Source organism: Sulfuriferula thiophila, from assembly GCF_003864975.1.
GTDB lineage: Bacteria > Pseudomonadota > Gammaproteobacteria > Burkholderiales > Sulfuriferulaceae > Sulfuriferula > Sulfuriferula thiophila.
Genome location: NZ_BHGL01000006.1, coordinates 111,599 through 131,716, shown reverse-complemented (window position 1 = coordinate 131,716; position 20,118 = coordinate 111,599). Strand labels below are relative to the sequence as shown.

Genomic DNA, 20,118 nt, shown 5'->3' with positions numbered 1-20,118 from the left:
GACTTAAAGCGTTTGATTGCTTTCACTGTAAGCCAATGCAATTTCGCGCTGACGCTGCCTCGAAATCCGTGACTGATAAAGACTGAATGCCACCACCGCTATTGTTACTGTTGCAATCATCACAGTGGCAGCCGCGTTAATCGATGGATTCAACCCTAACCGTGCCCGTGAGAAAATCACCATAGGCAGAGTGGAATAACCGGGGCCGGACAGGAACGATGACAACACCACGTCGTCGAACGACAGCGTGAAAGTCAGCAGGAAAGCAGATACCAAAGCCGGCGTTAACAGTGGCAGGGTAACTAAACGAAATACCTGGAATGGTTTACAGCCAAGATCCATCGCGGCTTCATCCAGCGTGCCATCCATTTCACGCAAGCGCGCACGGATAACAACTGCAGCATAGGCCGTCCCCAACAAGGCATGCCCCAACAGTATAGTGAACAAGCCGCGCTCAGGGAAACCCAGCCAGTTCTGCAGCGAGACCAGCATCAATAACAATGACAAACCCACGATGACGTCAGGCATCACCAATGGCGCACTGGACATGGATGTCAGCAGAGTACGTCCCGCAAAGCGACGATAACGGTTCAGCACAAAGGCGGTGAACGTACCAAATAACACCGAAATCAGCGCTGAATAGAAAGCGACCCTGAGAGACAAGCCCACGGCACTGATTAAATCATCATCCGCCGCCAGCGCAGCGTACCATTTCAGGCTGACGTGACTCCACACCGTGACCAACGGGGAGGCGTTGAATGAATAAATCACCAGCGTAACGATAGGCAGGTATAAAAACACGTAGACCGCTATCAGCCAGATTCTGCCGAATTTGCTATTCATCGGTGCGCCTCCGTCTGATCCGCCTGATATTTGTTGAATATCGCCATCGGCAACAAGATCAACAAGATCATCACCACGGCTACAGCAGATGCCATCGCCCAGTCGTTATTGCTGAAGAATTCATCCCACAGTACGCGACCTATCATCAATGTATCCGAGCCACCCAGCAGCTCGGGAATCACGTACTCGCCCAAGGCAGGGATGAATACCAGCATCGAGCCTGCAATGATCCCGGCCTTGGACAGCGGCACAGTAATCAGCCAGAAGGTTTTGAACGGGCTGGCCCCCAGGTCTGCAGCCGCTTCCAGATAACGCATATCGAGTTTGGATAAATTGGCATACAGCGGCAATATCATGAACGGCAGGTAGGAATACACCATGCCTATCATCAGCGAAGTCGAGGTGTTCATGATCTGCAATGGCGTATCTATCAGACCCAGCGATATCAATATGTTGTTAAATACGCCATCACTCACCAGCAGCGTTTTCCAGGCATAAATGCGGATCAGAAACGAAGTCCAGAACGGCAACATGATGAGCATCAGCAGCATAGGCTGCAAATGTGCGGGGGATCGCGCCATGAAATACGCAAACGGATACGCGATGACCAGACAAATCACCGTGGTAGCCAGTGCGTATTTAATGGAAGACACGAAGGTGTCAAAATACAGCGGATCAGTGCCTAGAAACAGATAGTTGGAAAAATTCAATTTGATGGTGAGCCAGCCACCACCTGCTGTAAACATATTGGAAACCTCCGTGGTTTCCATTTCTGACAGACTGATTTTGAGTATGATCAGCAGCGGTATCAGTGCCAGTATCACAAACCAGAGATAAGGGATGCCTATCACCAACTGACGACCATTAATATAACGCCGCAAGTTGCTATATATATCCGTCACTTTTGCTTTCATTGCGTCAGCACCACCATCGCCAGTTCATGCCAGCTCGCATAAGCACGGTCACCCCAGGTCAGACCGCAACTTAAATCCCGCGTACTGTTAAGCTCCTGCGCTTTTAAAATCATGCCGCTGGCCAGCTGCAGGTGATAAGTCGTATAGGCGCCAAAATAGGCGATCTCGATTACTTCACCTTCGCACCAGTTATAGTCACCCGTGGGGCGCTCCTTGGACAGCAGTATCTTTTCCGGCCGTAATGCAACGCCTACCGCCATGCCTGTCGTACCACTGATACCATGTCCGACATAATGCATACACTCGACACTGCGTACGGTGACATGGTCGGGTTCGTCTTCTTCCAGCACGCCTTCAAACATATTTACATTGCCAATAAAATCGGCCACCTGACGGCTATTGGGTATTTCATAGACCGCATCCGGCGAACCCACTTGCAGGAAATAGCCTTCACTCATCACGGCGATGCGTGAAGCCATGGTCATTGCCTCTTCCTGATCATGCGTTACCAGCACGCACGTCACACCGACTTCTTCGATAATATTAACCAATTCAAACTGGGTTTTTTCCCGCAGTTTTTTATCCAGCGCACCCAACGGCTCATCCAGCAGCAACAGCTTGGGACGCTTCGCCAGACTGCGCGCCAGCGCAACACGCTGCTGCTGTCCACCTGACAGTTGATGCGGCTTGCGTTTGGCGAACTTATTCAGCTGAACCAGGCTCAGCATGGACTCGACACGTTCAGCAACATCCGCTTTAGCCATGCCGTCCCGCCGCAAACCAAACGCAATGTTGTCCCAAACACTCAAATGCGGAAATAACGCGTATGACTGGAACATCATGTTGATTGGACGCTGATACGGCGGCAGGTGCGTGATATCCTGCCCCGCCAAAAATATTTTCCCTTGTGTGGGCGTTTCAAATCCAGCCAGCATGCGTAACAATGTTGATTTACCGCAACCAGAGCCACCTAACAGCGCGAATATTTCACCTGTTGCCACCGTCAGCGAGACGTTATCTACTGCCTTGACCGTACCGTCAAAAATCTTGGTAAGCCCCTCGACACGCAGTAAATCTTTCCGCACTGCCTTGGCTTTTGGTGCTGTTGCCATAAATCCCCCTGAAACAAACTACCTGAACATATTTTGAATGCGTCTGATACTGCGCCCACTGAATACAACAGCAGGCGCAGTCTCGACCTTACCGCGAATTACAGACCTGATTTAAAGCGTGTGAACAAGCGCGTCATGGTGCGACGGGTATCATTATTCACAGTACCCGGCGCAACTAACTTGGCAATATCCTCATCCGACAGGAAAATGGATTTATTATTGCGGATTTCGGCATCAACAAATGGTGTCGCCGCCCGATTCGGGTTGGCATAAGTCACGGTGTTGGTAATCTCCGCTACGACTTTGGGCTGCAGCACATAATTCATGAATTTGAGCGCATTGCCCGGATGCGGTGCATCTGCTGGAATGGCCATGGTATCCATAAACATCAGACCACCATTTTTCGGCACCAGTGCGACAATGTTCTGCGGGGATTTATTTTCAATCGACTTTTTACGCGCCAGATTGAAGTCACCCGCCCATCCATACGCCGCGCAGATAGAACCACTTGCCAGCGCATCAATCTGCCCGCCCGAGTTGAAACGTTTGATATCAGGCCGGATCTTTTTCATCATGTCGTATGCTGCGGTGTAATCTGCGGCATTGTTGCTGTACGGATCTTTACCCATGTAATGCAGTGCAGCGGGGAACACATCGGCCGCTGTATCGAGGAACGTGATACCGCAAGTTTTGAGTTTATCGGCGTATTTAGGATTAAATATCAGCTCCCAGACATTGTCCGGCATAGGGGTCGTGCCCAAGGCTTTTTTGACCTTGTCGACGTTAATACCGACGGTGTTGTAACTCCACATCCAGTCGATCAGATATTGATTACCCGGATCTACCTTGGCTAACTGTTTGAGCAGACCTGTATCCAGATTGCCATAGTTAGTCAGCTTGGATTTATCCAGCTTCTGGAACAGTCCGCCTTCAATTTGCAGTTTTGCCCAGTTTGAAGACGGGACAACGATATCGTAACCCGTCTTTTTGGCGATCAGCTTGGCATGCAGAATCTCGTTGCTATCAAATACGTCATAGCGCACTTTGATACCGGTTTCTTTTTCAAAATTCTTAATGGTGTCGGGTGCAATATAATCCGACCAGTTATAGATATTAAGCACTTTTTCTTCGCCAGCCCAAGCAGTAGAAACCAGACCTGCCGAGACCATAACGGCCGCCAGCACGCCTGCCAATCGCTTTTTGAACGGTGATTTCATAATAAAACTCCTTACAGTTAAGTAAAAAAATTAAAAAATCCATGCAAGTATGGATTACTTGAGCAGGTCAGCTTTTGACGCAACTGCAGTAATCCTATCACGACAATTTCATACCCGGCAGTCATCTGTGCCGAGCTTTTTTATTTACATCCAGCCACGCAATTGTACATCCTTCAGCGTTGCATCCAGACAGATGCGCACCCGCTTCATCATTTCGTCGATATCCGCCCTGGTGCATGCCAGCGGCGGTGCGATGATCATGCGATCACCTACAGCACGCATGATAAGGCCATTGGCAAAACAGTGGCTACGACAAAGCATACCGACTTCCAGCGCTTCATCAAACACCAGATGTTGCGATTTATCTTTCATCAGCACCAAGCCACCCACCATGCCGAATGTTTCGGCAGCCGCGACCAGCGGATGATCGGACAATGCCGCGAAATGTTGCGCCAGATACGGCCCGGTTTCGTCGCGCACACGATCCACCAGACCTTCTTTTTCGATAATATCCAGATTAGCCAGGGCTACAGCGCAGGCAACCGGATGACCGGAATAGGTGTAGCCATGATTGAATTCGCCCCCCTTCTCAATCAGTACGTCTGCCACCCGTTTACCCACTACCACACCACCCAGCGGGATATAACCGGAAGTCACACCTTTGGCGAATGTTATCAGATCCGGCTTCGCACCCATCAATTCGGAACCAAACCACGCACCCAGACGCCCGAAACCGCAGATCACTTCATCGCAAATCAGCAGAATGCCGTACTTGTCGCAGATACGCTGGATTTCCGGCCAGTAGGTTTTCGGCGGAATAATAACCCCGCCTGCACCCTGTATTGGCTCGCCGATAAAAGCAGCCACTTTTTCCGGGCCGACCTCCAGTATTTTCTGTTCCAGCCAGCCAGCAGCTTCAATACCGAACGCATCCTTATCCTGATCGGGTGCCAGACCGAAATGATAAGGCTGTTCTATATGAACGATGCCCGGAATCGGCAACCCACCCTGAGCATGCATGCCCGACATGCCACCCAGCGAAGCACCGCACATGGTCGAGCCATGGTAGGCGTTTTTGCGGCTGATAATCACACTGCGCTCAGGCTGCTCTAATGTAGTCCAGTAATGCCGCACCATGCGCACGATGGTGTCGTTGGATTCCGAGCCGGAAGAACTGTAAAACACATGAGAAAAACGTTCTCCGGCCAGACTGACAATACGCTCTGCCAGTTGTGCCGCAGGCACATTGGTGGTCTGAAAAAAACTGTTGTAGTACGGCAGCACTTCCATCTGCTGCGCGGCTGCCGCCACCAGCTCCTTGCGACCATAACCGACGTTGACACACCACAGGCCGGACATGCCGTCAAAAATCTTGTTGCCTTCCGAATCCCAGATATACACCCCTTCACCACGGGTGATGACTCGCGCGCCTTTAGCCGCAAGCGCTTTATGGTCGGTAAATGGATGCATGTAATGTGCCGAATCCAGCGTTTGTACTTCGCGGGTCGTGAGCGGCATGGTGTTCTCCTTGTTCATAAACCGGGTTCGTTAATTTAAGATCAGACGTGCATCAGCAGATGCTCGCGCTCCCAGGGACTGATCACGCGCATGAATTCTTCGTGCTCGGTTTCTTTCACCGCCACATAGACATCCAGAAAGCGCTTGCCCAATACGTCGTGCAATGGTTTGCACGCATCCAGCAAACGCAATGCTTCAGATAGTTCGCGTGGCAGCTGATAGTTCGAGTCATATGCACTGCCTGTGGTCACCGCGCTCGGTGCCAGTTTTTCAACGATACCCAGATAACCGCATGCCAGGGTCACGGCCATCGCCAGATAAGGATTGGCATCCGCGCCCACCACGCGGTTCTCGACACGACGTGCTTCCGGCTCGGAAATAGGCACACGAATACCCACCGTGCGGTTGTCATAACCCCATTCGATGTTGATAGGCGCAGCACCGTGGCGCACGATGCGACGATACGAGTTAACGTAAGGTGCCAGCAACGCCATGGCTGCAGGCAGATACTTTTGCAAACCGGCAATATAATGCTGAAATAAAGGCGATTCACTACCATCTGCATTACTGAAAATATTCAGGCCGGTTTTGGTATCAATCACGCTCTGATGGATGTGCATAGCCGAACCCGGCTCATTGGTCATGGGCTTGGCCATGAAGGTGGCATACATGTTATGGCGCAACGCTGCTTCACGCAGGGTGCGTTTAAAGAAGAATACCTTGTCTGCCAGTATCATCGGCTCATCGTGCAGGAAGTTGATTTCCATCTGTCCGGCGCCGAACTCGTGAATCAGCGTATCCAGCTCCAGCCCCATGATGTCGCAGTAATCGTAGATATCTTCAAACAGCGGATCAAATTCGTTCACTGCATCGATGCTATATAACTGCCGACTGGTTTCAGCACGCCCGCTACGTCCGATAGGCGGCACCAGTGGCTGATTTGGGTCGGTATTACGGGCCAGCAGATAAAACTCCAGCTCGGGTGCCACAATCGGCGTCCAGCCCATGTTCTTGTATAGATCTGCAACCCGGCGCAGGACATTGCGCGGCGCAAAATCCACCGGCGTACCGTCATGAAAGAAGCAGTCCATGATGACCTGAGCCGTTGGGTCAACCGCCCACGGCACCAGCCGCACCGTGCTCGGATCAGGCACCAGCACCATGTCCTTATCGGTAAACCCGAAGACATTGTCATAGCCATCATGATGCTGAGGCGACTCGCCGGTTACTGTTACGCCCAGCACCGCTTCAGGCAAGCGCATCGCACGCTCGGCAGTAAATTTCTCGCGCGGCAATATTTTGCCACGCGCCACACCCGTGAGGTCTGGAACTAGACATTCGATTTCAGTCACGCGATTTTCAGCCAGCCACTGCTCCATGTCGGCATGGGAAAAATTTTTACGTTCAGCCATTTATATTCTCCAATACGTCTAATTATGATTAGTTTCCAATGCTACGTTGCAAAACGCGTGCCTGGCAGGCTGCACCAAAGGCACGAAATATCGCCAGATACGGTGGCGTATTCATTACATTCCATTCCGGATGCCACTGCACTGCCAGCGCAAAGCTTTTTGCACCCGCAACACTGATGGCCTCAATCAGACCATCCGGCGCATACGCCTCAGCCACCAGCCCGGCACCCAGCCTATCTATACCCTGACCATGCAAGGAATTAACCATGAATTCACTGCAACCTGTGATTGCTGCCAGCTGGCCACCCGCAACAGTACATACCGTATGCACCTGTGCGTACTGCTCTTCCAGCGCCTGCACATCCGGCTCACGGTGATCGGCCTTGCCAGCGACCTCATGAACAGCCTGGTGCAAGCTGCCGCCAAACGCCACATTGATTTCCTGAAAGCCGCGGCAGATACCCAGCACAGGAATACCCGCTTCCACCGCAGCGCGAATCAGTCGCAGGGTTAAACCATCACGCTCAGGATCAAGCGGCAATGACGGATCGCGCACGGCCTGATCGAAGTGGGATGGGTGAACATTGGATACCGCCCCGGGCAGCAAAATACCGTCAGCCACTTCCAGCAATGCAGCTACATCATGCGCTGACCCCAGCGCCGGAATAATCAAGGGCAAAGCTTGCGCTGCCTGCACAACTGCATTGACATACTTGTGACCAGCCACATGAAATGGATGATCGCCAAGCTGCCTGCTGTCTGCCGGCAACAATACTACCGGTGTGTGATTCTGAATCATTTGTACATCCTCATCTTAATGACAAGCAGCTTCTTGCCTGTTTATGAATTGGCACCTTTTCTGGATAAAAAACCAATCCAGTCAGTTAAGCATAGCAATAAATAAATATCTTACAAACAGTAAACAACATAATGTTTTATATAATATTTTTTATTGATAAACTGGTTACTACAGATGTATTCTTCGCTTAAATTGGCAATCTCACAAGAGCCATTTTGAATATTTTGATAGTGCCATTTAATATCCTCAGGAGCAATTACCGTGGAATCTCTGACCATCTCTGAATGGTTGCTTAACGAACTCAAAATCGGGCGCTTCCCGGCGCGGATGCCTGCGCACCGCAGAGTGTACGAATCCATCCGCCGCGCGATTGCCAGTCATCACCTTACGCCCGGCACCCGGTTGCCCTCTACCCGCAGCCTGGCAGAAGCGCTGGGGCTATCGCGCAATACGTTGCTGGCAGCATTCGAGCAGTTGCACGATGAAGGTTATGTCATTTCCCAAACCGGCAGCGGAACACGGGTTGCATCAACATTCCCGGATGAATTTACCGAACAGAAAAATGCCCGAGCAGCAGGTGTAGCCGATGCCACAAAAAGCGCGGCCGGCCTGTCCAAACGCGGCGCTATTGCTGCAGGACTGGCAGAGCAGCCCAGTTATGAGGTACAACCCTTTGCGCCGGGTGAAGATGATTTTTCTGCTTTTCCAACCCAGCTCTGGCGCCGGTTGCTCAACCGTCAGTGGCGTGATCCGCAACCGTCCCATCTGGATTATGGTCATGCCGGTGGCTACTTGCCGCTACGTCGAGCCATCGCCAATTACCTGCGCATGTCACGTGCCGTCAATCTCACCGTCGAACAAATCCTGATCACTTCCGGCACCCAGCAGTCCATCGACCTGTGTGCCCGTCTGCTTACCGATCATGGCGACCGCGTCTGGGTAGAGAATCCCTGCTACTGGGGCGCACGCCGGGTACTGGAAGTTAACGGCCTGCAATTACACCCGGTACCTGTTGACGATGAGGGAATGGCGCCAGGCAATGCCGACTTTCGTCGCCCTCCGCGTCTTATCTACACCACACCATCTCACCAGTACCCCAAAGGCGTGGTGATGAGTTACGGACGCCGGCGTCTGCTGCTCGACTATGCAGCCAACCAGGGCGCGTGGATACTGGAAGATGATTACGACAGTGAGTTTCGTTTTGAGGGCCGTCCGCTGTCCTCCCTGCAAGGCATGGATCAGAGCGGGCGCGTGCTGTATCTCGGCACCTTTTCCAAGGTCATGTACCCCGGCATCAAGCTGGGCTATCTGGTAGTGCCGCCCGATCTGGCCGAAAGCTTCAAGCGTGGCCTGTACGAATTGCAACGCCCGGGCCAGGTGGTTATTCAGGCGGCGCTGGCCGAGTTCATTGAAGAAGGCCATTTTGCCAGCCATATCCGCCGCCTGCGGCAGATTTACGGCGAACGACGCCGCCTGCTACAGAAAGCGCTGGCGCCAGTCACCAGCGTCGGCGCGCGACTGCCGCCAGCTGGTTCGGGTCTGCATCTGGTGGTGGAACTGCCGTCCTACTGTGATGATGTGCGCGTCGCTGAACTGGCGGCAGAACAAGGTCTGCGTGTCTACCCGCTATCCGGTTACGGCATCGGCGAGCATCGCGAGAAAGGGCTGATTATTGGCTACGCCTATGCCGCCACCGAGCGCATTGCGCCCTATGGTCGCATCCTTGCCGACGTGATCCAGGCCGCGCTCAGCCACTAAAGATCAACCCAGCGCGTCGCGCAAACGATACCAGGCCATACCCAGCACCAGCGCGGGAGTGCGCAGCACCCTGCCGCCAGGGAAATCATGATGCGGAATACGCGCCATCAGATCAAGGCGCTCCGCCTGTCCGGCGATGGCTTCGGCCACCATCTTGCCGGCCATGCCGGTGAGGGCCACGCCATGGCCGGAAAACCCCTGCAGGTAATACACATTCGGCGCCACCCGGCCAAAATCCGGCGCACGATTCATGGTGATATCGACAAACCCACCCCAGGAATACGCCACTTTGGCACTGGCCAGTTGCGGAAATACCCGCTTCATGCGCTTATGCATGTCTTCCTTCAGATTCGGCGGCGTCATCGTGCTATAACTGACCCGTCCACCAAACAGCATGCGGTTATCCGCAGAAAAACGGAAATAATCCAGTACGAAATTGGAATCGCACACAGCCGATTGAGTAGGAATCAGTTCGGCAGTCAGCGCCGGATCCAGCGGCTCGGTAGCGACGATATAGGTGCCTACCGGCATAATTCGCTTGACCAATGCCGGTGCCAGCCCGGGAGCAACTTCCGGCAAATACATGTTACCGGCAAGCACGACGAAACGTGCCTTGACGCTGCCGTGGCCCGTCTGCAGTTGCGCCGGTTCACCTTTGCTCATTGCCTGCACTGGCGAGTGTTCAAATATCTGCACCCCAAGACCCTGCGCTCCCCGCGCCAATCCAAGCGTATAGTTGAGCGGATGCAGGTGTCCGGAACGGCGATCATGATAGCCACTGTGAAAACGCGGACTGTCTATCCACTGATGCAACGCATGCGGCTCTATCCATTCGGTATCGCTGTCGTATTGGTAGCGTTTGGCCATGCCCTCGTACCATGCGCGCAACGCTGAACCTTTACGCTCCCCTACCGCCACGCCGAGAAAACCATCCACCAGATCGCACTGGATATCGAAGCGTTGAACCCGTGCACGCACCAGATCGAGCGCCTCGATGGTGACATCCCAGACCTTGCGCGCGGCATCAAAGCCCAGGGCTTTCTCAATCACGGATTGATCACAGGCCAGACCGGAGATAATCTGCCCGCCATTGCGGCCGCTGGCACCCCAGCCCACGGTTTCAGCCTCCAGCACGACCACCGAATAACCGCGATCTGCCAGCTCGATCGCAGCTGACAGGCCTGCCAGACCGGCGCCAACCACACAGACGTCCGCTTCCGTTTCCCCTTCGAGCCGGGGGTAACTGAGCCGGAGGTTAAAGCTGTCAGCATAGTAGGAATCCTGAATCAGTTTTTGTTCACAGGCGAGCATAAATATCTTTCCTTCATGTTGCGGCCATGCGTCCACACAGCCAAGTCCAGACCGGGGTTGCCGCAGCACTGCGGGTCTGCTCGGCATGGTTGTCATGAAACGGCATGCACTGAAAAAACATAGAGCGCTTGCTATAGGGAGCGAAAGTTGAGTAGGATACTAACCTGGATAATGGCCCAATCACCAGAGCCACTTTTACACAAACAATGGAGCCATTTGTCAGGCGCCAGTAAAGGTCATACATGCATACCACCCGCAACGATCACCTCAGCATCAATGCTGCCAATTTGCTGGAAACCGAATGTCAGCGCTATCTGCAACTGCACCCCGCGTCAGCGCAACTGGCCAGACAGTCCAGCCAGCATTTTCTGTATGGCGTGCCCTTGCACTGGATGCACGACTGGGGCACACCGACCCCGCTGTTTGTGCGCCAGGCGCACGGTGCGCACTTCAACTGTGCCGACGGCATTGACTATACCGACTTCTGCCTGGGCGATACTGGCGCCATGTTCGGCCACAGCCCGGAGCCGGTAGCCCGCGCACTGGAACAGCAGGCACGGCGCGGCTTTACCACCATGCTGCCGGACGTGATCTCGCCGGATGTCGGCACCGCACTGACCGACCAGTTCGGCCTGCCGTACTGGCAACTGGTGACCACCGCTACCGACGCCAACCGTTTCGTGCTGCGCTGGGCGCGCGCAATCACCGGACGGCAAAAGCTGCTGGTGTTCGATGGCTGCTACCACGGCACGGTAGATGACACCATGGTCGATGTGGTTGATGGCCACACCGTCAGCCGCGCCAGCCTGCTCGGGCAGAACACCGATCCGGGCGTGCATACCGTCGCAGTGGACTTTAACGATCTGGCCGCTGTGGAACGCGAACTGGCAAAAGGAGACTACGCCTGTCTGCTTACCGAGCCGGCTCTGACCAACTGCGGCATGGTACCGGCGCTGCCCGGTTTCATCGCCGGCCTGCGTGAACTGACGCAGCGCTATGGCACACTGCTGGTGCTGGATGAAACCCATACCATCTCCAGCGGTCGCGGCGGCTGGGCACGCAATGCCGGGATAGAGCCGGACTTTGTCGTGGTAGGCAAACCGATTGCCGGTGGATTGCCGGCAGCCGCCTATGGTTTCAGCGCAGCACTGGCAGCACGCATGCAAGCCGCTAAGGATGCTGCACCGCCTGGCCACTCCGGCATCGGCACCACGCTTTCCGGCAATATGCTGACGCTAGCCGCCATCCATGCCACGCTGACCGAAGTCGCCACAGCCAGCGCCTATACGCACATGCTGGAACTCGCTGCCACGCTGGAACACGGCCTGCGTGACGCCTTGCACCGCCATGATCTGCCATGGTGTATCACCCGCATCGGTGCGCGTCTCGAACTGCAATTCTGTGCCAGTGCCCCGCTCAACGCCAGACAGGCACGCGCAGCCCAGCACGATACGCTGGAACACGCGATCCACCTGTTCCTGCTCAACCGTGGCGTATTACTCACTCCATTCCACAACATGATGCTGATCTGTCCGGCCACCAGCCATCAAGATATCAGCAAACTGCTCAATATATTCGCTGATTGCCTGACCGCCCTAACCCAAAGCCCACGGAAAGCATGAGCAAATAGCTATGCACATTTATGCATGGCATTGAGTACGCTCAGGACAACAACACAATTGCTTCGATTTCAATCAGTACATCGCGAGGCAGACGCGCAACCTGTACCGCTGAACGCGCCGGGCGGTGGCTGCCGAACGCAGCCTCGTACACCCCATTCATTGCCGCGAAATCCTGCAGATCCTTGAGGAATACCGTGGTTTTTACTACCTGTGCCACCGTGCCGCCTGCTGCTTCGATCACAGCGCGCAGATTATCGAACACCTGCCGGGTCTGTACTACTATATCGCCCTCTACCAGCGTGCCGTCAGCACGCAATGGAATCTGCCCGGAAGTGAATAACATCGATCCCGCCACCACAGCTTGTGAATACGGGCCGATTGCAGCCGGTGCATGTTGCGTTTGTATCAGTTTCATCATTACTCCTCAGTTGATATATCCGTATATTCGAAACGGACGCGTTTGACGTTACATAATAATTCATAGGCTATGGTTCCGGCACGCTCAGCTATCTCGCTCACCGGTACCTGATCGCCCCACAGTTCGACGCGACTGCCCGGATTCGCTGCAGGCAGATCAGTCAGATCCACCGTCAGCATATCCATGGATACCCGCCCGATCACTCGGGTCAGTTTACCATCCACCGCCACGGCAGTGCCCATCGGAGCCACGCGCGGATAGCCGTCGGCATACCCACAAGCCACTACCCCGACCCGGGTAGGCTGCTCGGCAACAAAAATACCGCCATAACCCAGCGCTTCGCCCGCAGGCAGGGTGCGCACTGAGATCAGCGCCGACTCCAGCTGCATCACCGGGCGCAGGCGCTCATCGACTGACATGCCGAAACTGCCTGCCTGTCCTGCAAACGGATTCGCCCCGTACAGCATGATGCCGGGCCGGGCCCAGTCCGCATAAGCGCCCGGCCAGCCCAGCACCCCCGCAGAATTAGTCAGGCTGACCGGCGCGCTGATGCCGGCAATCGCCGTCTGAAAAGCCTGTATTTGCCGCACCGTATAATTGGAACCCGGCTCATCCGCACGCGCAAAATGGCTCATCAGCACGATGTGCGCAACATTGGGGTGCTGCTTCAGCCGTTCATAGGCTTGCCGGTAAACTTCAGGCGCCAACCCCACCCGATGCATACCACTGTCCATTTTCAGCCAGACGGTGAGCGGACTATATAACCTGGCTGCCATCAGCGCCTCAACCTGCCACAGATGGTGCACCACAATCCACAAATTATTTGCCTCAATCTCTGGCAACTCTGCTGATTCAAAAAATCCTTCCAGCAGCAATATGGGTGCAGTAATGCCCGCTGCACGCAGGATCAGCGCCTCCTCGATCGCCGCTACGGCAAAGCCATCAGCCTCGTCGGCAATGGCGCGCGCGCATTGCACGGCACCATGCCCGTAAGCATTGGCCTTGATTACTGCCAGCGCACTACCACCGTGCAGCTTTTTGGCTAATCGATAATTATGGCGGAACGCATCCAGGCGGATACGGGCAACAGCAGGACGACTCATCGCATCTCCCCGTCAACCTGCCATCTGACTGCCAAGCGCTGTCTTGGCATGGCATCCACCATGCTTGCTATCATAGCGGCACAAGCCCAGATCATCTGCCGCGATGGCCGGAGTCCTTCCAGCCACCAAATCCGCCAGTACCTGTGCCGAGCCACAGGACATCGTCCAGCCTAGCGTGCCATGACCGGTATTAAGCCAAAGATTATCGTAACGGGTCGCCCCGATGATAGGCGTGCCGTCAGGCGTCATCGGACGCAATCCGGTCCAGAAGCTAGCCGCAGGTATGTCGCCACCCTGCGGGAACAGGTCGCCAGCCACCATTTCCAGGGTGGCGCGACGGCGCGGATTGAGCGTCAGATCAAAACCGGCCAGCTCGGCCATGCCGCCCAGACGGATGCGGTCATCAAATCGGGTAATCGCCACTTTGTAGGTTTCATCCATGACGGTGGAAACAGGTGAGGCGGCGGCATTGGTAATTGGCACAGTCAGTGAATAGCCTTTGACCGGATACACAGGTATATCAATCCCCAGCGCCTGCAGCATAGGGCGCGAATAACTGCCCATGGCCACTACGAACTGATCACCCATGATGCGTTCGCCACCGGCCTCGACGCCAATAATGCGGCCATTGGCACTCAGTAGCCGATCTACCGGCAAATTGTAGTGAAATATCACTCCCAGCTTTTTCGCCTCTTCGGCAAGGCGAGTGGTAAATAGCTGGCAATCTCCGGTTTCATCACCCGGCAAGCGCAAGCCACCGACCAGCTTTTCCTTAACCAGCCCCAGTGCAGGCTCGATCTTTGCGCAGCCTTCACGGTCAAGCAATGCATACGGCACGCCACATTCGGCAAGTACCGCAATATCCTTGGCTGCCGCGTCCAGTTGCTGCTGGCTGCGAAACACCTGCAGTGTGCCTTGGGTGCGCTGTTCATAAGCTATGCCGGTTTCGGCACGCAGCTCGCGCAGGCAATCCCTGCTATATTCAGCGAGTCGCACCATGCGCGACTTGTTGAGCGCATAGCGCTCAACCGTGCAGTTGCGTAGCATCATACCCATCCATTGCAACTGCCAGAGCGAACCATCCGGCCGGATAGCAAGTGGCGCGTGGTGCTGAAACAGCCATTTGGCGGCTTTCAGCGGAATCCCCGGGGCCGCCCACGGCGCCGAGTAGCCCGGCGAAACCTGGCCGGCATTGGCAAAGCTGGTTTCCATGCCCGGCCCGGATTGCCGATCCACCACGGTCACATCAAGACCGGCTCGCGCCAGATAATAGGCACTGGTTATGCCCACCACTCCACTTCCAAGCACGACGACACGCATCACACACCTCCGCACAATATCCATTTGAAACATTCAGTGCATAAAGGAAGTTTATATCCGCAACAGCAGAAAAATTATCTTTATATTTACCGATACACAGTATAAATTTCTATATTAATGAATTTAACATGTTGTATTTCCCGAAAATTCACGAATTACGGTACCCCAAGGAGAATTCCATGCGCATCCGCACCCACGCCGTCCGTGAACTGGACAAAATCGACCGCAAGATACTCGCCATTTTGCAGCAAGATGCGCGTATTTCCATTACCGACCTGGCCGAACAAGTCGGTCTCTCCGTCACCCCTTGCGGCGAGCGGGTCAAACGCATGGAAAAGGAACACGTCATCCTCGGCTATCATGCCCGCCTCGACCCGCATGCCCTGCAACTGTCACTGCTGGTGTTTGTGGAAATCAAGCTATCTGCCAAATCGGGGGTGATCTTCGAGAAATTCAAACAGGAAATTATCAAACTGCCGAGTGTGCTGGAGTGCCACCTGGTATCAGGCGATTTTGATTATCTGGTAAAAGCGCGCATCCCCAAGATGGCCGACTACCGTAAACTGCTGGGCGACATCCTGCTCACCCTTCCTGGCGCACAGGAATCAAGAAGCTATATCGTCATGGAAGAAGTCAAAGAGACCCTGAACCTGCCACTGAACGAAACCCAGAACTAAGGCAACACAATGGATAATTCGGATGTCCCCTGCATACCGATTAACGAACGCCTTGCATCATTCCGGGTATGGTCTATATTTAAACCAGAAAGCAGGCTGGCCACTCTGTTTGCATCCGTATTATGTTGTGTACATGCAGATGCTTATCAAGCACTCGAACCGCTTCGCCATTGCCGCGCTGACAGATAGCCTGTTCGTTCTATAAGGAGGATTGAAAATGCTCGGAACCATCGCCGTTATTCTGATTGTGCTCTGGTTGCTTGGCTTGGTTTCCTCCTACACCATGGGCGGATTCATACACATTCTTCTGATCATCGCCATCGTAGTGATTTTGTTGCGTGTCATTCAGGGTCGACGGCTGTAACAATCTGAAAAAACACCATGCAGGAGAATATTGATGAATGCATTCAAAATGTTAGCAGTCATATTAATCGTAGCCGGCGGCTTGGCATTGGCATATGGCAGTTTTACCTATACCAAGGAAACGCATCAGGCCAAGATTGGACCGATAGAGTTGTCAGTCAAGGACAAGGAAACGGTAAACATTCCTGTCTGGGTCGGCGTAGGCGCGATAGCAGCGGGGTTGGTTCTGCTGATTGTGCGCAAATAGCTGTAACTAGTAGAGCAAAGTCATCACTGCATAGTGTGATATTCGCTATTCCACTTCACTCCTCACTTAAAACACCAAGCAATTATCAATAATTTCCACTATGTTAGGTTACGCACAGACGTAGCCTGAAAACAGAGGCAATCTAAGGTTTTATCAGGAGATTCCCATGAATAAAGACCAGATTCAAGGCACCGTAAAAGACCTCGTCGGCCAAACGCAGGAAGCAGCAGGAAAGTTAATTAAGAGTGATGAGCAACAATCCAAAGGACTGGAAAAACAGATCACTGGAAACGTCCAGAAGGCAATTGGTGATGTGGAAGCAATCATCAAAGCCAAAGTGCGCTCAATCTAATCTGCTGATGTGCTACATGAAATAAAAGCAGATGTCTCAAGCGCGATTGCCTCGTTCAGCTTTATAACAGGGTAGTCGCTCTTCGATATATCCTGGCATTTTGCCAATCAGGTCAAAAATGACCATTCCCAACACCAGGAGGTTCATCATGATGAATATGCGACGCAATTTAATTAAAATTTTGTTTGTTACCGCTGCTGCATTCTCGCTGGGTGCAACGAGCGGTCAGGCGAATGCCGCAACCGCAGAGGACTTGAATAATGATGCCAATCAGGCATTACACACCCTGTACAAGTCTCGTCCTATAGCAGAGGTCATTTCAAAATCAGCCAAGGCAATACTTGTGTTCCCTAACATTGTCAAAGCCGGACTGGTATTTGGCGGCAGTTATGGCGAAGGCGTTCTGTACAAGGGCGCTAATGTCACTGGCTACTACAATTCCGTTTCTGCCTCCTGGGGCTTGCAGGCTGGTGCCCAGTCATACGGCTATGTCGTATTCCTGATGAGCGACAAAGCCGTGAGGTATCTCGACAAATCCAAGGGATGGGAAATCGGTGTAGGACCAACAGTGGTGGTGGTGAATGAGGGTATTGCCAAGAACCTATCATCATCGACACTGAAAGATGATGCCTATGCGTTTATATTCGATCAGCAAGGACTCATGGCCGGCATCAGTATCGAAGGCACTAAAATCTCGCCTATCAAGCGTTAATGCTTCAAGACTGCACTGAAATTGGCTTGCAATGCCAGCAGTGCAGTTTTTTTGTACCAGCGCCTGCCATGCTGTTACAACAAACTGGTTGTTAAAACAACTAACTCTCACCCACATCCACCGCTGTTTTATCCACCACCCGCCGCAGCACAAAGCTGGAACGCACCCCGGTCACGCCCGGAATCCGGTTGATTCTGTTCAGCAACAATTCCTGATACGCATCCATGTCTTTGACCAGCACTTTAAGCTGATAATCAGCCGCCTGACCGGTAATCAGCAGACACTCCATGACCTCAGGTATCTCGGCTATGGCTATTTCAAAATAATCAAAACGCTCCGGGGTATGCTGATCCATGGAGATATGAATCAAGGCCATCAACGCCAGGCCAAGCACCTTGGCATCAACCAGCGCGCGATAACCGGTAATGTAGCCCGCGTCTTCCAGCGCACGCACCCTGCGCAGACAAGGCGATGGCGACAGGCCGATACGGTCGGCCAATTCCTGATTACTGATGCGCCCATCCTGTTGCAGCAGGCGCAGAATCTGCCGATCGAATCTGTCAATATTAATAATATTGCTCATGGTTTTTAATAAAAGGCATATAAATTAAATAAATTACAATATATCGCAATATTATGCCAATTAATATGATTATTTAACACAATTACGCAAGCACCTGCTATCCATTTTTGCGTACCATATCTCCTATTGAATAGAGCCGTTCAACATTAAGGAGCCGAAGATTATGTTACCCAACCCATCCAGCAAATACGCACCGTTTCCACCCGTGCAGCTTGCCGACCGGCAGTGGCCGAACCGTACCATTACGGCACCACCGATGTGGATGAGCACGGATCTGCGCGACGGCAATCAGTCATTGTTCGAACCAATGAACGCTGAGCGTAAGCTGCGCATGTTCCGCACCTTGTGCGACATCGGCTTCAAGGAAATTGAGGTGGCATTCCCGTCTGCCTCGCAGACCGATTTTGATTTCGTACGGCACATCATCGAAGGTGGCCACATCCCCGCCGACGTCACCATCGAGGTGCTCACCCAGGCACGCGAGCATCTGATTCGCCGCACCATGGAGTCACTCAAAGGCGCACGTCGCGCTATCGTCCACGTTTACAATGCCACCTCCAAACCTTTCCGCGACATCGTGTTCGGCATGAGCAAGACGGAAGTCATTGACATGGCGGTCTCCTCAGTAAAGTTGATCAAGCAACTGGCTGCCGAGCAGCCGGAAACTGAATGGGTACTGGAATACAGTCCGGAAACCTTCACCGCCACCGAGCTCGATTTCGCGCTGGAAGTGTGCGACGCGGTGACAGCGGCCTGGGACGCTACCCCGGACAACAAGATCATTCTCAACTTGCCAACCACCGTGGAGACAGCCACACCGAATGTGTACGCCGACCAAATCGAGTGGATGCACCGTCACCTCGCGCGCCGCGACAGCGTCATTCTCAGCCTGCATCCGCACAACGACCGCGGCACTGCGGTAGCGGCTGCCGAACTGGGATTGATGGCAGGGGCCGACCGGGTTGAGGGCTGCCTGTTCGGCAACGGTGAACGCACCGGCAACGTCGATATCGTCACTCTGGCGCTTAATTTGTATACGCAGGGTGTGGCACCGGGACTGGACTTCTCCGACATCAATGCCGTGGCGCGCACCGCCGAATACTGCACCCAGTTGCCGATTCACCCGCGCCACCCTTACGTCGGCGATCTGGTGTTCACCGCTTTTTCCGGCTCGCATCAGGACGCCATCAAAAAAGGCTTTGCCGCACAGCAACCGGACACTTTATGGAACGTGCCCTACCTGCCCATCGACCCGGCCGACGTCGGCCGCAGCTACGACTCGGTGATCCGCGTCAACAGCCAGTCGGGCAAGGGCGGTATCGCCTATCTGCTGGAAACCGAATACGGCATAGTCATGCCGCGCCGGTTGCAAGTGGAATTCTCCGGCGTGGTACAGCGCTATGTGGATGAACATGGCGGGGAAATGAGCGCTGCCGACATCTGGGCACTATTTACCCACACCTATCTCGCCAGCGACGCGCCGCTCAGCTATGTGGAGCACCACCTGTTCGAACATGGCGCAGCGCAAGGCATCCGCTTGACCGTAACACAGAACGGCGTGAGTCATGTATTGACTGGCGAAGGCAATGGCCCGATTGATGCGGCAGCACACGCCTTGCGCGGCCTGTGCATGAATGTGCAAGTACGCAGTTATGAAGAACGCTCCATGGGCAGCAGCGGCGATGGCGGCAATGCACTGGCCTGCGCCTTCATGGAAGTGACCAGCCCCGAACATGGCGGCGAATGCTATGGTGTGGGCATGGATGCCAATATTGTCACCGCCTCGATCAAGGCGCTGGTGAGCGGGGTCAACCGGTTGGTTGGGTAACGCTGACTG

General features: G+C 53.9%; 20 protein-coding genes. 8 read left to right on the top strand and 12 right to left on the bottom strand.

Translation table 11 applies throughout. The features are described from left to right. Positions 1-3: 3 nt before the first annotated feature. The 7 genes from EJE49_RS03095 to EJE49_RS03065 all read right to left on the bottom strand — a co-directional run bounded on the left by EJE49_RS03095 (position 4) and on the right by EJE49_RS03065 (position 7,815). Positions 4-843 carry an ABC transporter permease gene (locus EJE49_RS03095; protein WP_124948940.1) on the bottom strand — a complete coding sequence of 280 codons (840 nt, stop codon included), beginning with the start codon at positions 841-843 and terminating at the stop codon, positions 4-6. After that, positions 840-1,757, bottom strand: a complete 918-nt coding sequence (locus EJE49_RS03090; RefSeq protein WP_124948939.1) for an ABC transporter permease — start codon at positions 1,755-1,757, stop codon at positions 840-842. Before EJE49_RS03090 ends, EJE49_RS03095 begins: the two co-directional genes overlap by 4 nt. Next, positions 1,754-2,869, bottom strand: coding sequence for an ABC transporter ATP-binding protein (locus EJE49_RS03085; protein ID WP_124948938.1), 1,116 nt, complete (start codon positions 2,867-2,869; stop codon positions 1,754-1,756). Before EJE49_RS03085 ends, EJE49_RS03090 begins: the two co-directional genes overlap by 4 nt. A gap of 98 nt (positions 2,870-2,967) precedes the next feature. Continuing rightward, the gene (locus tag EJE49_RS03080; RefSeq protein WP_124948937.1) at positions 2,968-4,086 is read right to left on the bottom strand and encodes a polyamine ABC transporter substrate-binding protein; all 1,119 of its coding nucleotides are present in this window, start codon (positions 4,084-4,086) and stop codon (positions 2,968-2,970) included. A gap of 144 nt (positions 4,087-4,230) precedes the next feature. Beyond that, positions 4,231-5,604 (bottom strand): aspartate aminotransferase family protein, encoded by a 1,374-nt coding sequence (locus tag EJE49_RS03075; RefSeq protein ID WP_124948936.1) that lies wholly within the window; start codon positions 5,602-5,604, stop codon positions 4,231-4,233. 41 nt (positions 5,605-5,645) lie between these two features. Beyond that, positions 5,646-7,016, bottom strand: coding sequence for a glutamine synthetase family protein (locus tag EJE49_RS03070; protein ID WP_124948935.1), 1,371 nt, complete (start codon positions 7,014-7,016; stop codon positions 5,646-5,648). Between the two features lie 28 nt (positions 7,017-7,044). Beyond that, positions 7,045-7,815 (bottom strand): gamma-glutamyl-gamma-aminobutyrate hydrolase family protein, encoded by a 771-nt coding sequence (locus tag EJE49_RS03065; RefSeq protein ID WP_124948934.1) that lies wholly within the window; start codon positions 7,813-7,815, stop codon positions 7,045-7,047. Positions 7,816-8,076: 261 nt separating this feature from the next. On the opposite strand from EJE49_RS03065, the gene pdxR reads away from it, so the two are divergent. After that, complete coding sequence (gene pdxR, locus EJE49_RS03060; protein WP_124948933.1) at positions 8,077-9,573, top strand: MocR-like pyridoxine biosynthesis transcription factor PdxR; 1,497 nt, start codon at positions 8,077-8,079, stop codon at positions 9,571-9,573. A gap of 3 nt (positions 9,574-9,576) precedes the next feature. On the opposite strand, the gene EJE49_RS03055 is transcribed toward pdxR, so the two are convergent. After that, on the bottom strand, positions 9,577-10,884 hold the full coding sequence (locus EJE49_RS03055; protein WP_189941645.1) for an NAD(P)/FAD-dependent oxidoreductase: 1,308 nt from the start codon (positions 10,882-10,884) through the stop codon (positions 9,577-9,579). Between the two features lie 242 nt (positions 10,885-11,126). Here EJE49_RS03055 and EJE49_RS03050 point away from each other — a divergent pair, with 242 nt between their 5' ends. After that, the gene (locus EJE49_RS03050; protein WP_124948932.1) at positions 11,127-12,506 is read left to right on the top strand and encodes an aspartate aminotransferase family protein; all 1,380 of its coding nucleotides are present in this window, start codon (positions 11,127-11,129) and stop codon (positions 12,504-12,506) included. Between the two features lie 40 nt (positions 12,507-12,546). On the opposite strand, the gene EJE49_RS03045 is transcribed toward EJE49_RS03050, so the two are convergent. Genes EJE49_RS03045 through EJE49_RS03035 form a run of 3 tightly spaced genes read right to left on the bottom strand, consistent with a single transcriptional unit; the run spans position 12,547 to position 15,347 of the window. Then, positions 12,547-12,921, bottom strand: coding sequence for a RidA family protein (locus tag EJE49_RS03045; protein ID WP_124948931.1), 375 nt, complete (start codon positions 12,919-12,921; stop codon positions 12,547-12,549). Positions 12,922-12,923: 2 nt separating this feature from the next. Next, positions 12,924-14,027 carry an alanine racemase gene (gene alr, locus EJE49_RS03040; protein ID WP_124948930.1) on the bottom strand — a complete coding sequence of 368 codons (1,104 nt, stop codon included), beginning with the start codon at positions 14,025-14,027 and terminating at the stop codon, positions 12,924-12,926. A gap of 12 nt (positions 14,028-14,039) precedes the next feature. Next, positions 14,040-15,347, bottom strand: coding sequence for a D-amino acid dehydrogenase (locus tag EJE49_RS03035; protein WP_124948929.1), 1,308 nt, complete (start codon positions 15,345-15,347; stop codon positions 14,040-14,042). Positions 15,348-15,526: 179 nt separating this feature from the next. Here EJE49_RS03035 and EJE49_RS03030 point away from each other — a divergent pair, with 179 nt between their 5' ends. From EJE49_RS03030 to EJE49_RS03010, 5 genes are all read left to right on the top strand, one after another. Continuing rightward, positions 15,527-16,024 (top strand): Lrp/AsnC ligand binding domain-containing protein, encoded by a 498-nt coding sequence (locus EJE49_RS03030; RefSeq protein WP_124948928.1) that lies wholly within the window; start codon positions 15,527-15,529, stop codon positions 16,022-16,024. Between the two features lie 217 nt (positions 16,025-16,241). Continuing rightward, on the top strand, positions 16,242-16,388 hold the full coding sequence (locus tag EJE49_RS03025; protein ID WP_124948927.1) for a lmo0937 family membrane protein: 147 nt from the start codon (positions 16,242-16,244) through the stop codon (positions 16,386-16,388). Positions 16,389-16,421: 33 nt separating this feature from the next. Next, positions 16,422-16,634, top strand: a complete 213-nt coding sequence (locus tag EJE49_RS03020; RefSeq protein WP_124948926.1) for a hypothetical protein — start codon at positions 16,422-16,424, stop codon at positions 16,632-16,634. 166 nt (positions 16,635-16,800) lie between these two features. Continuing rightward, positions 16,801-16,986 (top strand): CsbD family protein, encoded by a 186-nt coding sequence (locus EJE49_RS03015; RefSeq protein WP_124948925.1) that lies wholly within the window; start codon positions 16,801-16,803, stop codon positions 16,984-16,986. 148 nt (positions 16,987-17,134) lie between these two features. Further along, entirely contained in the window at positions 17,135-17,698 is a 564-nt protein-coding gene (locus EJE49_RS03010) for a lipid-binding SYLF domain-containing protein (protein ID WP_223246720.1), read from the top strand. Between the two features lie 100 nt (positions 17,699-17,798). On the opposite strand, the gene EJE49_RS03005 is transcribed toward EJE49_RS03010, so the two are convergent. Then, a complete protein-coding gene (locus tag EJE49_RS03005; RefSeq protein WP_223246719.1) occupies positions 17,799-18,281 on the bottom strand; it encodes an Lrp/AsnC family transcriptional regulator in 483 nt (160 codons plus the stop codon). Positions 18,282-18,444: 163 nt separating this feature from the next. Between EJE49_RS03005 and leuA the strand changes: the two genes are divergently transcribed. Continuing rightward, positions 18,445-20,109 (top strand): 2-isopropylmalate synthase, encoded by a 1,665-nt coding sequence (leuA, locus tag EJE49_RS03000; RefSeq protein WP_124948924.1) that lies wholly within the window; start codon positions 18,445-18,447, stop codon positions 20,107-20,109. Positions 20,110-20,118: the final 9 nt, after the last annotated feature.

What these genes read in the sequence shown, in the direction of transcription:
- EJE49_RS03020 (WP_124948926.1), top strand. Translation starts at nt 16,422, where the DNA reads ATGAATGCATTCAAAATGTTAGCAGTCATATTAATCGTAGCCGGCGGC.
- EJE49_RS03075 (WP_124948936.1), bottom strand. Translation starts at nt 5,604, where the DNA reads ATGCCGCTCACGACCCGCGAAGTACAAACGCTGGATTCGGCACATTAC.
- EJE49_RS03015 (WP_124948925.1), top strand. Translation starts at nt 16,801, where the DNA reads ATGAATAAAGACCAGATTCAAGGCACCGTAAAAGACCTCGTCGGCCAA.
- EJE49_RS03085 (WP_124948938.1), bottom strand. Translation starts at nt 2,869, where the DNA reads ATGGCAACAGCACCAAAAGCCAAGGCAGTGCGGAAAGATTTACTGCGT.
- EJE49_RS03045 (WP_124948931.1), bottom strand. Translation starts at nt 12,921, where the DNA reads ATGAAACTGATACAAACGCAACATGCACCGGCTGCAATCGGCCCGTAT.
- EJE49_RS03005 (WP_223246719.1), bottom strand. Translation starts at nt 18,281, where the DNA reads ATGAGCAATATTATTAATATTGACAGATTCGATCGGCAGATTCTGCGC.
- EJE49_RS03070 (WP_124948935.1), bottom strand. Translation starts at nt 7,016, where the DNA reads ATGGCTGAACGTAAAAATTTTTCCCATGCCGACATGGAGCAGTGGCTG.
- EJE49_RS03055 (WP_189941645.1), bottom strand. Translation starts at nt 10,884, where the DNA reads ATGCTCGCCTGTGAACAAAAACTGATTCAGGATTCCTACTATGCTGAC.
- EJE49_RS03080 (WP_124948937.1), bottom strand. Translation starts at nt 4,086, where the DNA reads ATGAAATCACCGTTCAAAAAGCGATTGGCAGGCGTGCTGGCGGCCGTT.
- EJE49_RS03025 (WP_124948927.1), top strand. Translation starts at nt 16,242, where the DNA reads ATGCTCGGAACCATCGCCGTTATTCTGATTGTGCTCTGGTTGCTTGGC.
- EJE49_RS03035 (WP_124948929.1), bottom strand. Translation starts at nt 15,347, where the DNA reads ATGCGTGTCGTCGTGCTTGGAAGTGGAGTGGTGGGCATAACCAGTGCC.
- EJE49_RS03065 (WP_124948934.1), bottom strand. Translation starts at nt 7,815, where the DNA reads ATGATTCAGAATCACACACCGGTAGTATTGTTGCCGGCAGACAGCAGG.
- EJE49_RS03095 (WP_124948940.1), bottom strand. Translation starts at nt 843, where the DNA reads ATGAATAGCAAATTCGGCAGAATCTGGCTGATAGCGGTCTACGTGTTT.
- leuA (WP_124948924.1), top strand. Translation starts at nt 18,445, where the DNA reads ATGTTACCCAACCCATCCAGCAAATACGCACCGTTTCCACCCGTGCAG.
- alr (WP_124948930.1), bottom strand. Translation starts at nt 14,027, where the DNA reads ATGAGTCGTCCTGCTGTTGCCCGTATCCGCCTGGATGCGTTCCGCCAT.
- EJE49_RS03090 (WP_124948939.1), bottom strand. Translation starts at nt 1,757, where the DNA reads ATGAAAGCAAAAGTGACGGATATATATAGCAACTTGCGGCGTTATATT.
- EJE49_RS03010 (WP_223246720.1), top strand. Translation starts at nt 17,135, where the DNA reads ATGATGAATATGCGACGCAATTTAATTAAAATTTTGTTTGTTACCGCT.
- EJE49_RS03050 (WP_124948932.1), top strand. Translation starts at nt 11,127, where the DNA reads ATGCATACCACCCGCAACGATCACCTCAGCATCAATGCTGCCAATTTG.
- EJE49_RS03030 (WP_124948928.1), top strand. Translation starts at nt 15,527, where the DNA reads ATGCGCATCCGCACCCACGCCGTCCGTGAACTGGACAAAATCGACCGC.